The organism is Rahnella sp. ATs2 (genome assembly GCF_051851855.1).
Lineage (GTDB): Bacteria > Pseudomonadota > Gammaproteobacteria > Enterobacterales > Enterobacteriaceae > Rahnella > Rahnella variigena.
Map to the genome: position 1 here is coordinate 119978 of NZ_JBLYPL010000002.1, position 14817 is coordinate 134794.

The following is a 14817-nucleotide window of genomic DNA, read 5'->3' on the forward strand; positions in this document are numbered from 1 at the left end:
AAATCGACACCAACGCGGGGAGACATGAAGTCACTTCAGGGTAATTTACTGAAGTTGTTAGATGGATGATAGTAAGCTTCCGGCGGACCAAAGACGTCGAGATCGTCTGCGTCTCCCTCTGGACGTATCTCATCGCAATATCTCAGAAATCCGACAATTTTCTCCACCATCTTCACCTGTCGTGGGGTCAAATGACGCATTTTTTCCATGTCCAATTCCATGTGCAACTCCTGATAAGTAAATTATATCGTTTATATATCCAGTATTATTAAAAATGATTAAATCAATTACTAACAATGTCGATTAACAAAATTAGCTTTCACATATTCATTCAACAAATAGTACGTAGACTCGCATTCCATCTTTCCAGCCACCTGAGTCATTGGCGCTTCATAGATATAAAAGCTCATAACAGCTTTGTTAACAATATCCTTAATAATGAATTTAGCACTCTCTTTTTTCAATATTTCATTTTCATTAAGACTGTCGGCATAGATAACCATCATGCTTAAACTGTAACGTAGCATTTTTCCTAAGAGAGGATGCCCTTTTGTCTTGCGATAGAAATTCTCCAGCGAGTTTAACTCCAGAGGTCCGGTCACAGGCCGGCATGACTTTAGCAAGAACGCAGCCCGCTCCTGCTGAGAATTGTTGAGACAGAACACATATGCCGTCTGTTCTAAACCAGATTCACGTGGTTTATTTTTTCTATACTGCTTAAATAACCATTGCCAGTTAAGCAGGTTTTTCTCAGGTTGCAGTAAATTTCGTCTCGCACGACGCTGCTGCCAGATAATATCACTCCGGCGAATACGCCTTATAATAAGCGGGACATTTAACTGAACGAAAGCCGCATTCATCGTCGATAATGTTTCGCAAATTACCTTTTCATGTAACGTCATATATCCTGCTTATTCCCGCGCATCAAAATAATGCCGAAATAATAATCCGCACTCTGCAATTAACAATAGTCCATGTTATTTTTGTCGAGACGCCTCGTAAAATTTCGTCCTTGCCCTCATTAATAACCGCCTCTGTGACACAGACAGTTTACGACGGAGTGCCAATTTTGCGGGTTAGCCCTAAAATCTGTATGACAACTTAGTGTAAGCTGTAAACCACACCAACACCGTGGATACTCTTATGCCAGCTGCCGTCTCCCTGAATAAAAGCTATTACAGCGCCGATCAGTCACTTTCCCTCTCTCAACTCGATAACGAAAAAATCACGCAAATCGTGCAAGATCTGGATGTGGCTGAAAGTGAAAAAGAACATTATGTGATGGGCTGGATGGGCCAGAACAGCGTTGTGGTCGTCAGAAATTATCAGGACAAGCGCGGTACGTCGAATGGCCTGGTGCTATCCCGTGGCAACCGTTACAAACTCACCGTCCAGGCGATTACCTTCCGCATCCCTAAATTATTGTTGTGGGTGACCTTCCGCCGCAAGCCCCGCACAATGACCGTCATTGCCTATAACAAACTGGGCGAACAGGCGACTGGCCTGCAACAATTTATCCATGTGCAGGATCCTGAATTACGGGAAAGGCTGGAAAGCGACTGGCGCGAGCTGAATGATTATCTCGGCATGGCCTGCTGGCAGATGGACAACAACCGCCCGCTGTGGCGTCAGTTACATCAGGAAATCTCGCCACAGGCTTTGTGGACTCTGGCAGAATCATCGTGGTTCAGCGGTAAAAAACTACAAAAAGATGGCGAATTTGAAGGCTTGTGGTCGCACGAACAATTTATTGGCCGCCGCACCGGTGAGCACGCCGCATTGCTGCTGTCATGGAAGGACGAAGAAAACGAGGATATCGCCAGCTATCTGTTTGAAAGGGTTTCAGCGAACAAAATCCGCATCATGCTGCGTCCGCGTAAAGAGGAGAAATTCTATCCGCTGAACCCATTTGACGCCGTGCATCTGCAACAGGCTCTGATTAAATTTCATCAGGCTGAACAGGCGCTGAGTGAAACCCAGCGCCGCGCTTAATCGGCTGTCACCACCAGCGGTAGAAATGATGGACCGGGCCGATGCCGTGACCAACCTCCAGGGAATCGGCCTGCATCAGGGCCTGCTGCAAATATTCTTTGGCTTCGCGTACGGTATCGGCCCAGTTGTTATGACGCGTTCGCAATGCTGCAAGCGCCGCAGATAACGTACATCCCGTGCCATGCGTGTGACGGGTGTCCACACGCGGCGCGGTAAACCGCTCGCGTGAACCGGCCATAAACAGCCAGTCAGGACTTTCCTCATCACTCAGATGACCGCCTTTCATCAGCACCGCGCCACATCCCATCGCCAGTAGTGCTTCTCCCTGCTCCCGCATTTCGGTTTCATTAGTCGCTGTCGCACACTCCAGCAACGCGGCGGCTTCCGGCAGATTTGGCGTAATAATGGATACCTGCGGGATCAGCAAACGGCGCACGGCATCCACGGCTTCCGGCAGTAGCAGCGGATCGCCACTTTTCGCCAGCATAACGGTATCCAGTACCACAAAGGGCGGCTGATAATGTCTGAGCCGCTCCGCAACCACGTCCACTATCTGACTGTTTGCCAGCATGCCGATTTTCGCACTGTCGATACGCACGTCGCTCAGTACGGAATCCAGCTGCGCCGAAACAAACTCCGGCTCGATGTTATAAACTGACTGCACGCCGCGGGTATTCTGCGCCACCAGCGCGGTGATCACGCTGGTACCGTACGCACCCAGCGCCGAGAAGGCTTTCAAATCTGCCTGGATCCCCGCTCCACCGCTCGGATCTGTGCCGGCAATCGTCAGTGCATTAATCCGTTTCATTGCATCCCCTCCCCGTTCAGCCACTGCTCATCTATCAAATAAAGATTATCGAGGAACTGAGGCGTGAAACTGCCCGGTCCGTTTACGGCTGCACAAGCACGTTCACCGGCACATGACATCACGCGACAGGCAGCGGCAACGTTATCCAGCCGGTCGCCCGGTAAAGCCACAAAGGCCGCCACCACGGCTGACAGGGCGCATCCGGTGCCAACAATGCGGGTCATCATCGGATGCCCGCCTGCTACGGACCGGCTGCGTTCGCCGTCAGTGACATAATCCGTTTCACCGGTGACAGCGACAATCGCGCCGGTGTTACGCGCCAGCTGTTGTGCGGCAGGTAAAGCTGACAGGGAGTCATCACCACTGTCAACGCCACGGCCGGACGCGCTGAGTCCGCTGAGCGCAAGAATTTCGGACGCATTACCACGAATGGCAGCAGGTTTAAGCGTGATGAGTTCAAGGCAAAATTCGGTGCGCCAGCTCAGGCCACCGACAGCGACCGGATCCAGTACCCAGGGCTTTCCGGCCTGATGAGCCGCGTGAACAGCTGCCAGCATCGCATCGGCATGAAGACGGGTCAGCGTGCCGACATTCACCAGCAAAGCATCAGCAATGGCACTGAACTGCGCGGCTTCGGCGGGATCAACCACCATCGCAGGGGACGCCCCCAGCGCTAGCAGAACATTGGCAGTAAAAGATTGTACGACATCGTTGGTCAGGCAGTGGACCAGCGGCGCAGAAAGGCGGAGTTGTTTCAGAGAAGTGGCGGCTAAAGAGCCGGGCAACAAGGTAGGTCGGGTATTCATAAGTCTCCCTACCGGCGCTAAAGAAGGCGGTATCAGGAGAGATACCTGACTTCCCTACGCTGGCATAATCCAGATCAGGTAATACGGGTAAAATCTCAGCCCTGCTTTACAGCGGGCACCCCGAGTCAAGGAAGCATTATTGGTGGCGAGGGTCAGAATATCAATCAGGAAATGCGATATAAAATCGTTAAGTCAACGTAATTGAACTCGCCGCACTTCACTGGCAGTATCGGAAAACAAACCTAAACCACAGACTTTGATGATAAAAAATTCTCAGGAGCTTTCTTTGCCATCACCCCTCAAAATCCGGCCTTATGAAGAAGCAGACCGCCCGTTTTTACGCACGTTGTATCTGGCCTCACGAAAGCACACCTGGACATGGCTGGAGGATGATTTTCAGCTGGAAGATTTTGATCGTGCTGTTATCGGCGAAAAGATACTGGTCGCCGAACGTGACGGACATTTGCTGGGCTTCGCCTCGATTTTCACTCAGGAGGATTTCCTGCATAACCTGTTTGTCGATCCCAAATATCAGGGAACCGGCGCAGGTTCGGCGTTGCTTCGCGCGGCGCAAGAGACGTTTACCCGTCAGGGCTCTCTGAAATGTTTAGTAAAGAGTAAAAAATCAGTCGATTTTTACCTGTCAAAAGGCTGGAACATCATGGCTACAGGGGAAAGTCCAAAGGGCGAATACTATCTATTTCATTCATCAAAAAAATAATTAAAGAAGAAATGATTACCTCACATAACCGTTTTTTCGCGATCCTGACGGATATCAATTTTTCTTTTTAGTTAAGAGGTTAAATTCCGCAGCAGTGCTATACATACTTGGTCTTCCTTAAAATATTTCGAGGGTACGAATGAAAAGAATAAAACTGATGCAGGTTGCTGCAGTCGCCGGCGTGCTGTTTTTAGCCGGTTGTACCAACCACGTCACACAAGCGGATAAATTCTCAGGCTTCCTGGGGGACTATTCCGGCCTTAAGGAAGTTAAAACCGCAGGTGGCAGTCCGGTTCTTCGCTGGATTGACCCTTCGTTCAAAAAAGCCAACTACTCCTACATCAAATACGAACCGATTAAGTTCTATCCAGAGCCTCAGCCAACTGAACAAATCAGCAAGGAAACCCTGCAGGGTGTTCTGGATTATGCTAACAGCCGCATGAAACCTGCGCTCGCTGAGCGTTTGCCTCTGACAGATCACGCGGGGCCGCGTACCTTGATCTTCAAAGGTGCAATCACTGGTGTGAATACTTCGGCTGAAGGTCTGCAATTCTATGAAGTGATCCCGGTTGCCCTGGTCATTGCCGGTACTGAAACCGCGACCGGCCACCGCACACGTGATACCGAAGTGTATTTCGAAGGCGAGTTGATCGACTCAGCAACCGGCAAACCGGTAATTAAAGTCGTCCGTAAGGGCTTCGGAAAACAAGTTTCTAACGATACACAAAAAGTCACCGCGAACGATTTGAAAACAGTGGTCGATAGTCTGGCGAACGACACCAAGTTGTTTAACGAGTAATTTTCGTCACCGCATCACAATCAGGGCAGCCAGTTGGCTGCCTTTTTTCATACTGAATCAGCAATAAACTCACGCAGCCACTGATGAATGGAAATCCGCGCTGGATGCCGTCAGCAAAATGGCGGTGATGTGATATTCCGGTACTGACACTGCAGCCGGACATTACACCGGGGATAAATGGGTTCACGGCGCATCTGAAATAACGTTTTATGTTACCTGAACATTTATTAATGCAAGGGTATCTCCCCAGCATTCTGGCGTTATGTTTTTTGGAACAGGCCTCGTAACTATGAAAATATAACTATCACAAATTCCGTTTTAATTTGCAGGTGTTTTAAAACTTGAGTAATCTGCCTTTCGTTATCAGGGAGATTAAAAATGGAATTCGACATCACGACATTTTTCAAAGCCATACTCGGCGGCGCAGGTGCAGGATATGCATTCACTGGCGGTATTTCTCTTGCACTACCGGAACTTATCGTCACGGACAGACTGTTGCTTTCAATGGCGGCCATCGGTGCGGTGTTGTTGCCACTCCTGTATCTAAAGAGCATATGGAGAAAGTGAGTTGCGAGAATTACACTGGTACCTTCCCGTCAATTCAGATCAGCTTGCGCACTTCTATTGTTATCTCTGCGTGAGTTATATTTTTGTTCATCTGACATGGGATGCATTTTCGATAAAAACACCGGCATTTTCACTGGAGAACCTCCAATATAAAGTAGGGGAAATATTTTCATCAGCCACTTTTGCCAATAGTCTTTTCTTTATTGTTATTTTACTGGATATAAATAATCCTCTGAGAAATTCTGATGCATTTATTTTTCCACTCATTTTTTCAGCAATTTCAGGGATCTTTATTTCACTATCGGCAATAGTGCCTAAAGCGAAAAGCTAACAAAGTCATTGGCTATGACAACAATTAAAACAGATATAAAAAAAAGCCCCCTGCAACAGCAGCGGGCTTTAAGAGCTAGTTATCGGCTAAGGATATATTGCCGAATCATTCCCACTCAATTGTTGCCGGTGGTTTACCAGAGATGTCATACACCACGCGGGAAATGCCGTTGACTTCGTTGATGATGCGGTTGGAGCAGCGGCCGAGGAAATCATACGGCAGGTGCGCCCAGTGCGCGGTCATGAAGTCGATAGTTTCTACTGCGCGCAGGGAAACTACCCAGTCGTATTTACGGCCATCGCCCATCACGCCAACGGAGCGGACTGGCAGGAAGACGGTAAAGGCCTGGCTGACTTTGTTGTACAGATCGGCTTTATGCAGTTCTTCGATGAAGATCGCATCGGCGCGACGCAACAGATCGCAGTACTCTTTCTTCACTTCGCCCAGCACGCGAACGCCTAAACCTGGCCCCGGGAACGGGTGACGGTAAAGCATGTCATACGGCAGACCGAGTTCCAGGCCGATTTTACGCACTTCGTCTTTGAACAGCTCTTTCAGCGGCTCAACCAGACCCAGTTTCATTTCTTTCGGCAGACCGCCCACATTATGGTGCGATTTGATCACGTGCGCTTTACCGGTGGCAGACGCCGCAGATTCGATCACGTCAGGATAGATTGTGCCCTGCGCCAGCCATTTCACTTCATCCTGCTTGCAGGCTTCTTCGTCAAACACTTCTACGAAGACGCGGCCGATGATTTTACGTTTGGCCTCTGGCTCATCAACGCCAGCCAGTGCTGACAGGAAACGCTCTTCGGCGGCAACGTGAACGATATTCAGACCGAAACGGTCGCCAAACATTTCCAGAACCTGATCTGCTTCATTCAGACGCAGCAAGCCGTTGTCCACGAATACGCAGGTCAGACGCTCTCCGATTGCACGGTGCAGCAGCATGGCGGTGACGGAGGAGTCAACGCCACCAGAGAGGCCGAGGATCACGTGGTCGTCGCCAATCTGCACACGCAGACGTTCTACGGCATCTTCGATGATTTTCGCTGGCGTCCACAGGGCTTCGCACTCGCAGATATCCATCACGAAACGCTCGAGCATACGCAACCCCTGACGAGTATGCGTCACTTCCGGGTGGAACTGCACACCGTAGAAGCGTTTTTCTTCGTTGGCCATAATGGCAAACGGGCAAGTTTCAGTGCTGGCAACAGTCACGAAATCAGATGGGATAGCCGTCACTTTATCGCCGTGGCTCATCCAGACGTCGAGCAGCGGTTTGTTGTTCTCGCTCAGGGCGTCCTGAATGTCGCGGATCAGCGCGCTTTCAGTCTGAACTTCAACCTGCGCATAACCAAATTCGCGCTCGTTTGAGCCTTCAACATGGCCGCCTAACTGCATCGCCATGGTTTGCATGCCGTAGCAGACGCCCAGAACCGGTACACCGGCTTCGAAAACGTAATCAGGGGCGCGCGGGCTGTCATGCTCGGTGGTACTTTCCGGGCCGCCGGACAGGATGATCCCGTTCGGATTGAATTCGCGGATTTGGGCTTCGGTTACGTCCCAGGCCCAGAGTTCGCAATAGACACCCAGTTCACGCACGCGGCGCGCAACAAGTTGGGTGTACTGGGAGCCGAAATCGAGGATCAGGATACGGTGCTTGTGAATATTTTCGCTCATGAGGGGGCGTTTTCCAGAAAGCAATAAAAGCGTTAAAACGGAATATTAATCAGCCCGGAAATAACGGGCTGGGTATTAATTTGTAGTGACTCGATCCAGGCGCTCGCGAGCTAAGGTGAGGCAAGGCGGAAGCTGGCGAAAAAGCGCAGTTTACATGACGTAAATGAGCATTTTGAGCCAGCTTCCAACGCCGACGCGCAGCAGCGACTATGGGATTAAGAACCCATGCGGTAGTTCGGTGACTCTTTGGTAATCGTCACGTCATGTACGTGGCTTTCCTGGATCCCTGCACCGCTGATGCGGACAAACTCAGCCTTGGTGCGCAGGTCGTCGATGGTAGCACAACCGGTCAGCCCCATACAGGAGCGCAGACCGCCCATTTGCTGGTGGATGATTTCTTTCAGACGGCCTTTATATGCGACGCGACCTTCAATACCTTCCGGTACCAGTTTGTCAGCGGCGTTATCAGTCTGGAAGTAACGGTCAGAAGAGCCTTTGGACATCGCGCCCAGAGAACCCATGCCGCGGTAAGATTTGTACGAACGCCCCTGATACAGCTCGATTTCGCCTGGAGATTCTTCTGTACCAGCCAGCATCCCGCCAACCATCACGCAGCTTGCGCCAGCAGCGATGGCTTTTGCGATGTCACCGGAGAAGCGGATACCGCCGTCAGCGATAACCGGAATACCGGTGCCTTCCAGCGCTTCAACCGCGTCAGAAACAGCGGTGATTTGTGGAACACCAACGCCGGTCACGATACGGGTGGTACAGATGGAGCCAGGACCGATACCGACTTTCACTGCGCTCACACCGGCTTTCGCCAGTGCCAGAGCACCTGCGCCAGTGGCAACGTTACCGCCAATGATTTGCAGATCCGGGTATTTAGCGCGGGTGGCGCGGATACGTTCCAGAACACCTTCGGAATGGCCGTGAGAGGAGTCAATCAGCAGGACGTCAACACCGGCAGCAACCAGCGCATCGATACGTTCTTCATTGCCCGCGCCTGCACCAACCGCTGCACCGACGCGCAGGCTGCCCTGCTCATCTTTACAGGCATTTGGTTTACGCTCAGCTTTCTGGAAGTCTTTTACGGTGATCATACCGAGCAGATGGAATTGCGCGTCAACAACCAGCGCTTTCTCTACACGTTTTTCGTGCATTTTTTGCAGCACGACTTCGCGGGCTTCGCCTTCTTTGACGGTGACCAGACGCTCTTTCGGCGTCATGACCGCAGTCACAGGCTGTTCCAGATCGGTCACGAAGCGCACGTCACGACCGGTAATAATACCGACCAGTTCGTTTTCTTCAGTCACGACCGGATAACCGGCAAAACCGTTAATTTCGGTGAGTTCTTTAACCTGACGCAAAGTGGTCGATGGTGTGACTGTTTTAGGGTCAGCAACAACGCCGCTTTCATGCTTCTTCACGCGACGGACTTCTTCCGCCTGACGCTCAATAGACATGTTCTTGTGGATAAATCCGAGGCCGCCTTCCTGCGCCAGAGCAATCGCCAGATTCGCTTCAGTCACGGTATCCATGGCTGCGGACAGCATAGGGATATTCAGACGGATTTTAGCGGTCAGTTGAGTACCGAGGTCGGCAGTATTGGGCAGAACTGTGGAGTGGGCTGGAACAAGGAGAACGTCGTCGAACGTTAGTGCTTCTTTTGCGATACGTAGCATGGGCAATATCTCACCAAGGTGGATGCGGAAAAGATAAAATATTGCAGCGGGAGTATACAGGTGAGTAGGCATTTCGACCAGAACTATTTCAAAAACTTCTTGATTACCTTTTGCGGGCATGTAGTATCGTTCGATTAAGTCTCTGTTTTTGAATTTGATCTGGATCACATGTCGCTACCTTCTTCGCCTCCTATTTTTACCGTAAGCCGCCTCAATCAGACGGTCCGACAGTTGCTGGAAAACGAAATGGGTCAGGTCTGGCTCTCCGGTGAGATTTCAAACTTCTCTCAGCCTTCCTCCGGCCACTGGTATTTCACGCTCAAAGATGACCGTGCGCAGGTGAAATGCGCGATGTTCCGCAATTCCAACCGCCGCACGACGTTCCGTCCGCAAAACGGCCAGCAGGTTTTAGTTCGCGCTACGATTACGTTGTACGAACCACGTGGCGATTATCAGCTGATTGCAGAAAGCATGCAGGAAGCGGGCGACGGTCTGTTACAGCAGAAATTCGATTTACTGAAACAGCAACTGGCCGCCGAAGGTCTGTTTGATGCGCAGTTTAAACAACCGCTGCCCTCGCCCGCTAAATGCGTGGGTGTGATTACTTCCGCCAGCGGCGCTGCGCTGCATGACGTCCTGAATGTCTTAAAGCGTCGTGACCCGTCGTTGCCCGTCATTATCTATCCGACGTCCGTTCAGGGCGTGGATGCGCCGGGCCAGATTGTACGTGCCATTCAGTTAGCTAACGCCCGCGAAGAAGTGGATGTGCTGATTGTCGGACGCGGCGGTGGTTCGCTGGAAGATTTGTGGAGTTTTAACGATGAGCGTGTGGCACGGGCAATTTTTGCCAGCCGCATTCCGATTGTCAGCGCCGTCGGTCACGAAACCGATGTGACGATTGCCGATTTTGTCGCGGATTTACGCGCACCGACGCCGTCTGCTGCCGCCGAGTTGATCAGCCGTAATCAGCTGGAACTGCTGCGCCAGATCCAGTCACAGCAGCAGCGCCTCGAAATGGCGATGGATTATTATCTCGCTCAACTGACGCAGCGCTTCACGCGTCTGAATCACCGTCTGCAACAACAGCATCCACATTTACGTCTGGCGCGTCAGCAAACCGCCTTGTTTAAACTGCGGCGTCGTCTTGATGAAGCCATGCAAAACCAGCTACGCCAGATGCTGCGCCGCACCGATCGTTTGCAGCAACGCCTGACGCAACAGCAGCCACAGCCGCGCATTCACCGTGCTCAGCAACGGGTTCAGCAGCTTCAGTACCGGCTGCAACAGGCGATGTCATCGCAGCTGACCGAAAGCCGTCAGCGTTTTGGTACCGCCTGTACACAACTGGAAGGCGTCAGTCCGCTGGCGACCCTTGCCCGTGGCTATAGCGTGACGACGACGCCACAAGGCGCATTGCTGAAGAAAACCACGCAGACCGCTCCGGGCGAGACACTGAAAACACGTCTGGCCGATGGCTGGATTGAAAGTGAAGTGAAATCGATCGTTGTAGAGAAGAAAGCGCGGAAACGTGCGGTTAAATAAGCGTTGGGTTTGAAACCCCCTCCCCGCCTCCCCCTTCGCAGGGGGAGGAGCTAAAAAACCATCGGCCCCTTTACGGGGAGAGGAGATTGAAAAGCTTACAGATTATAGCTCTTTGTCTTCACACCATTGACCAACACTTCGCGCGTTTCACCTTCCGGCAACACGATATCCAGCGTTTTCCAGGCAGGTTTGAAATCGCCGCGCTGCGTCAGCGTGATATTGATTCGCTGCTCGTCACTGCAAATATCCCAGTTGAGCCACAGCGCATGATTCTGCTCCCAGCGATGGCTTTCGCCGTCGTCCTCAAACAACATGCCGGATGAGGTCGCCTGACCCGGAGCCGGATACACATGCAATTCACGCAGTGCATCTTTGCTGGCATCAACATGTGCGAGACGGCATGATTGCGGCAGTGCAGCGCCTGCGCGAACCAGCAGCGGCAACCTGTCCAGCGGTGCGTCGAGGGTGATGGTCTGGCCACCCGCAAACCATTCGCCGGTATAGAAATCGCACCAGCCAATGCCGTTATCCGGCAGGTAAACATTCCGTTCACGCAGCCCTTCATCCACCACGCTGGCGACAAGTAAATCACGTCCCATCAGGAAATCGTCGGTTTCCGCGAAGGTGTTTTTGTCGTGCTCGTGATCGAGGAATGTCGGGCGCAGCATCGGCTCATCGTCCGCATGCGCCTGCCATAACAAGGTGTAGAAATACGGCAGCAGACGGTATCGCAGACGAATAGCGTCGCGAATAAGCGGCGTCACCTGCGGATACATCCACGGCTCATTAACGGTGTGATCGTCATTCCAGGAATGAATGGTGAAACGCGGATGCATCACGCCGTTTTGCACCCAACGGACAAACAGTTCAGCATCCGGCTTATCCCCTGAGAATCCGCCAACATCGTGCCCGACGTTATACAAACCGGATAAACTCATGCCGATACCCATGCGCGTGTTGTAGCGCAGCGTCTGCCAGTTAGTGCGGTTATCACCGCTCCACGTTTGCACATAACGCTGCATCCCGGCACAACCGGAACGTGAAATCAGATAAGGGCGGGTTTCCGGCGCAAAACGTTGCTGCGCTTCAAACGACGCGCGCATCATCAGCAGCGGCATCACCGGACGGATATGTTTGATGGCGATAGACTTGCCGAAACCGTGGCAACGCGCATCGCTGTCCCAGACTTCGTATTCGTTATTATCATTCCACGTCGAACCGATGCCTTTTTCCAGCAACTGTTGCGTCACGCCTTTCTGCCACCAGCGCACAGCGGAAGGATGGGTGAAATCGAGGTGCGACCCTTCGTCGTCCCAGAAAACAGAACGTTCCGGCACATTGTTTTCGCTGTCGCGGATAAACAACCCCTGTTCCGCCACCTGCCCGTACTGCGGGTGATCCTGCAACAGACACGGTTTGATGTTAGCTGCGAGACGAATACCGGCGTCAAGAAATGCCTTCGACATCACTTCCGGTTCCGGCACTTTGTCGTAGTTCCAGTTGAACACGTAACGCTTGTTGCCGATCGAGGTGTAACCCGATGAAAGCTGGAATGAATCGCAGGGAATTTCATGTTGCTGACACAACGTAATGAATTTCATCAGTTGCTGCTGGGCGTCCGGCGCATCGGTGTAATACATGGTCGAACCGCTGTAACCGAGACTCCATTTCGGCCCGAAAGTGGTTTTACCGGTCAGGCGGACCAGTTTTTTGGTGACGTCCAGTGACGTCGGCCCGATGAACAGGTAGTAATCCAGATCACCCGCTTCAGCACTGAAACGACGATAGGGCAGATGGTAATTATCCAGTTCATTGCCGAGATCAAGCCAGACATTGCTGAGATTGTCGTAGAACACACCAAAACTTACTTCATTGCGGCGCGTCATTGTAAACGGAATATGTTTGTACAGCGGATCAGTGCTGGCAGCGTTATAGCCCATGGCATCCAGATTACGCATTTCGAAACGACGACCGCTGCGGTTGAGATCGCCGGCTTTCTCTCCCAGTCCGTACACGCCATCCTGCGCCTCACGCAGCTGATAGTGCGCCGACGCGTCGTTTTTCACGCCGAGCATATACGCGCCGGTTTTACGATCTTTCACCAGAGGTTGCCAGACACCCGCCTCGTTCTTGTATTCCCATTCCAGCCACAAAGGCTGATGAACAGTGACACGTAGCGCGTCAGTGGTCACTGTCAGGCGGTCATCACTTTGTTCCAGATGATAGCCCGGCAATGAAAAGCCTTCGTTGCTCAGACGGTCACGCCCTTCCCAGGGCACATCGTTCAGGGGCGCGGTACTATCTTCGTGTGCGGTACTATTTTGGGGTGCGATGCTCCAGGTACGATCCAGCGCCAGTTCGCCGTTGCGCTGAATGAATACGCGGACTAAACCTTGTTCCAGCACACGCAGAGAAAACAGATGTTTGCCATCAATGCGCAAATCCACGCCTGCGTCATCCTGCCCGGCAAGCTCCCAGTGTTTTAACGTCTTCATACACTCTCCCTTTTTGCCGGATTGCGGCGTTCAGCGATCAGGGCAATCAGGAAGACTGCGCCGATCAAATCAAAGAAACCCATCGCGATAAACAGCGGATTGAAACCCATTTTGTCGGCAACTGCGCCGATCAACAGTGAAAACAGGAAGCTGGCGATCCATGCGGAAGAACCGCGCATACCGTTGACCGTCGCTACCTGACTTTTATCGAATGTCTCCACCACCACCGCGCTTAACATGCAGGAAATCACCTGATGACCAAATCCGCCGATGGAGATCAGGGCAATGGCGGCGTAAGGGCTTTGCGTGACGGCGACCAGCGCCAGCGACAGCATCATGAATGCGCCGGTAACAGAACTGGCGACAATGGAGTTGATGCGTGTGCAGCCAAAAACTTTGCGGTACAGCGTGGTGAGATAGCCGCTGGCAATACTGCCCAGATCGGCGGCCAGGAACGGCAGCCAGGCAAACATCACGATGTGTTTTAAGTCCATCCCGCGTTCGTTGGCGAGATACACTGGCACCCAGAAACTGAATACAGCCCATGCGGGTTCCGCCAGAAATGCCGGAATGGCGATACCGTAGAATTTCTTGTTTTTACAGACGATTTTCAGTGATTTGATAAACGGCAGTCGCGTTTGTTGCGGTTCGTTATCGGAACGGATCAGCGCCAGTTCATCTTTGCTTAAGTTCGGATGCGTTTCCGGTGAATGGTAGAACTTCCACCACAACAGAACCCATAGCATTGACAGCACACCGCAGAACAGAAACGCTCCGCGCCAGCCAAATGACACATGTGCAACCAGAATAATTGGCGGTGCCAGCATGGCACCAATCGAGAAGCCTACCCCCGCCCAGCCTGCAGCAACCGGACGTTCCTTACGCGGAAACCAGTCAGAAATCGCTTTGGCGTTGGCCGGTGTGGCCGCCGCCTCGGCGCTGCCCATAAAGAAGCGCAGAACGGCAAGCTGGATCCAGCTGCCGGCACCCGCGTGCATCATGCAAACTACCGCCCAGATTGAGGCACAAATCAGAAAGCCCAGCTTCAGGCCGATCACGTCAATCAGCCAGCCGCATAAAGGCTGGAAGATGGTGTATGCCGCCTGAAATGCCGCAACGATGTAAGAGTATTGTTCAGTGGTCATGTTCAGGCTGGTTTTCAGTTCAGCCGCCAGCAGACCCAGAGAATTTCGCGTGACATAGTTCACCGTCACGCCAAGGAGAAACAGCGCCAGCATCCACCAGCGTAAGGCTTTTATTTTCCTGCGTTGTGCAACCGCAGCCGTCCCGGTATTTATTTGAATTGTCATGTCCGCTCTCCCACCCGTCGGCCTGGCCGCAGATGATGTGTTATGTGAGGTACTTCTGCAGAGTAGGCAGCTGGATTTGTG

At 52.1% G+C, this 14817-nt stretch carries 13 protein-coding genes and 1 riboswitch; of the genes, 5 read left to right on the forward strand and 8 right to left on the reverse strand.

Annotation, left to right across the window (positions count from 1 at the left end; translation table 11 throughout):
- Window positions 1-35: 35 nt before the first annotated feature.
- Together ACJY2G_RS02250 and ACJY2G_RS02255 are read right to left on the reverse strand one after the other, a co-directional pair.
- A complete protein-coding gene (locus tag ACJY2G_RS02250; RefSeq protein WP_113875996.1) occupies window positions 36-221 on the reverse strand; it encodes a hypothetical protein in 186 nt (61 codons plus the stop codon).
- A 69-nt stretch (window positions 222-290) separates the two neighbouring features.
- Complete coding sequence (locus tag ACJY2G_RS02255; RefSeq protein ID WP_430320338.1) at window positions 291-902, reverse strand: hypothetical protein; 612 nt, start codon at window positions 900-902, stop codon at window positions 291-293.
- A 241-nt stretch (window positions 903-1143) separates the two neighbouring features.
- Here ACJY2G_RS02255 and ACJY2G_RS02260 point away from each other — a divergent pair, with 241 nt between their 5' ends.
- Window positions 1144-1992 (forward strand): hypothetical protein, encoded by an 849-nt coding sequence (locus tag ACJY2G_RS02260; RefSeq protein WP_430320337.1) that lies wholly within the window; start codon window positions 1144-1146, stop codon window positions 1990-1992.
- A 7-nt stretch (window positions 1993-1999) separates the two neighbouring features.
- On the opposite strand, the gene thiD is transcribed toward ACJY2G_RS02260, so the two are convergent.
- The gene (gene thiD / locus ACJY2G_RS02265; protein WP_430320336.1) at window positions 2000-2800 is read right to left on the reverse strand and encodes a bifunctional hydroxymethylpyrimidine kinase/phosphomethylpyrimidine kinase; all 801 of its coding nucleotides are present in this window, start codon (window positions 2798-2800) and stop codon (window positions 2000-2002) included.
- The gene (gene thiM, locus ACJY2G_RS02270) at window positions 2797-3606 is read right to left on the reverse strand and encodes a hydroxyethylthiazole kinase (protein WP_430320335.1); all 810 of its coding nucleotides are present in this window, start codon (window positions 3604-3606) and stop codon (window positions 2797-2799) included. The genes thiD and thiM overlap by 4 nt, the downstream gene beginning before the upstream one ends.
- 34 nt (window positions 3607-3640) lie before the next feature.
- A riboswitch (TPP riboswitch) is annotated at window positions 3641-3739 on the reverse strand.
- A 126-nt stretch (window positions 3740-3865) separates the two neighbouring features.
- On the opposite strand from thiM, the gene ACJY2G_RS02275 reads away from it, so the two are divergent.
- From ACJY2G_RS02275 to ACJY2G_RS02285, 3 genes are all read left to right on the forward strand, one after another.
- Complete coding sequence (locus ACJY2G_RS02275) at window positions 3866-4327, forward strand: N-acetyltransferase family protein (protein WP_430320334.1); 462 nt, start codon at window positions 3866-3868, stop codon at window positions 4325-4327.
- A 139-nt stretch (window positions 4328-4466) separates the two neighbouring features.
- Window positions 4467-5126: a DUF3313 domain-containing protein gene (locus ACJY2G_RS02280; protein ID WP_120161558.1), complete on the forward strand. Its 660-nt coding sequence runs from the start codon at window positions 4467-4469 to the stop codon at window positions 5124-5126.
- A gap of 378 nt (window positions 5127-5504) precedes the next feature.
- Window positions 5505-5693, forward strand: a complete 189-nt coding sequence (locus ACJY2G_RS02285) for a hypothetical protein (protein ID WP_430320333.1) — start codon at window positions 5505-5507, stop codon at window positions 5691-5693.
- 436 nt (window positions 5694-6129) lie between these two features.
- Here ACJY2G_RS02285 and guaA read toward each other — a convergent pair whose 3' ends face one another.
- Window positions 6130-7707, reverse strand: a complete 1578-nt coding sequence (gene guaA / locus ACJY2G_RS02290) for a glutamine-hydrolyzing GMP synthase (RefSeq protein ID WP_120161557.1) — start codon at window positions 7705-7707, stop codon at window positions 6130-6132.
- A gap of 215 nt (window positions 7708-7922) precedes the next feature.
- Window positions 7923-9389 carry an IMP dehydrogenase gene (gene guaB, locus ACJY2G_RS02295; RefSeq protein ID WP_015689478.1) on the reverse strand — a complete coding sequence of 489 codons (1467 nt, stop codon included), beginning with the start codon at window positions 9387-9389 and terminating at the stop codon, window positions 7923-7925.
- Between the two features lie 168 nt (window positions 9390-9557).
- Here guaB and xseA point away from each other — a divergent pair, with 168 nt between their 5' ends.
- Complete coding sequence (gene xseA / locus ACJY2G_RS02300; RefSeq protein WP_430320332.1) at window positions 9558-10931, forward strand: exodeoxyribonuclease VII large subunit; 1374 nt, start codon at window positions 9558-9560, stop codon at window positions 10929-10931.
- A 95-nt stretch (window positions 10932-11026) separates the two neighbouring features.
- Here xseA and ACJY2G_RS02305 read toward each other — a convergent pair whose 3' ends face one another.
- Together ACJY2G_RS02305 and ACJY2G_RS02310 are read right to left on the reverse strand one after the other, a co-directional pair.
- Window positions 11027-13426 (reverse strand): TIM-barrel domain-containing protein, encoded by a 2400-nt coding sequence (locus tag ACJY2G_RS02305; RefSeq protein WP_430320331.1) that lies wholly within the window; start codon window positions 13424-13426, stop codon window positions 11027-11029.
- Window positions 13423-14736 carry an MFS transporter gene (locus ACJY2G_RS02310; RefSeq protein WP_439291151.1) on the reverse strand — a complete coding sequence of 438 codons (1314 nt, stop codon included), beginning with the start codon at window positions 14734-14736 and terminating at the stop codon, window positions 13423-13425. The genes ACJY2G_RS02305 and ACJY2G_RS02310 overlap by 4 nt, the downstream gene beginning before the upstream one ends.
- Window positions 14737-14817: the final 81 nt, after the last annotated feature.

Excerpts from the sequence above, each read along its gene's own strand:
- ACJY2G_RS02260 (WP_430320337.1), top strand. The coding sequence starts at position 1,144 with ATGCCAGCTGCCGTCTCCCTGAATAAAAGCTATTACAGCGCCGATCAG.
- thiD (WP_430320336.1), bottom strand. The coding sequence starts at position 2,800 with ATGAAACGGATTAATGCACTGACGATTGCCGGCACAGATCCGAGCGGT.
- thiM (WP_430320335.1), bottom strand. The coding sequence starts at position 3,606 with ATGAATACCCGACCTACCTTGTTGCCCGGCTCTTTAGCCGCCACTTCT.
- xseA (WP_430320332.1), top strand. The coding sequence starts at position 9,558 with ATGTCGCTACCTTCTTCGCCTCCTATTTTTACCGTAAGCCGCCTCAAT.
- ACJY2G_RS02305 (WP_430320331.1), bottom strand. The coding sequence starts at position 13,426 with ATGAAGACGTTAAAACACTGGGAGCTTGCCGGGCAGGATGACGCAGGC.
- ACJY2G_RS02255 (WP_430320338.1), bottom strand. The coding sequence starts at position 902 with ATGACGTTACATGAAAAGGTAATTTGCGAAACATTATCGACGATGAAT.
- guaB (WP_015689478.1), bottom strand. The coding sequence starts at position 9,389 with ATGCTACGTATCGCAAAAGAAGCACTAACGTTCGACGACGTTCTCCTT.
- ACJY2G_RS02280 (WP_120161558.1), top strand. The coding sequence starts at position 4,467 with ATGAAAAGAATAAAACTGATGCAGGTTGCTGCAGTCGCCGGCGTGCTG.
- ACJY2G_RS02250 (WP_113875996.1), bottom strand. The coding sequence starts at position 221 with ATGGAATTGGACATGGAAAAAATGCGTCATTTGACCCCACGACAGGTG.
- guaA (WP_120161557.1), bottom strand. The coding sequence starts at position 7,707 with ATGAGCGAAAATATTCACAAGCACCGTATCCTGATCCTCGATTTCGGC.
- ACJY2G_RS02285 (WP_430320333.1), top strand. The coding sequence starts at position 5,505 with ATGGAATTCGACATCACGACATTTTTCAAAGCCATACTCGGCGGCGCA.
- ACJY2G_RS02310 (WP_439291151.1), bottom strand. The coding sequence starts at position 14,736 with ATGACAATTCAAATAAATACCGGGACGGCTGCGGTTGCACAACGCAGG.
- ACJY2G_RS02275 (WP_430320334.1), top strand. The coding sequence starts at position 3,866 with ATGATAAAAAATTCTCAGGAGCTTTCTTTGCCATCACCCCTCAAAATC.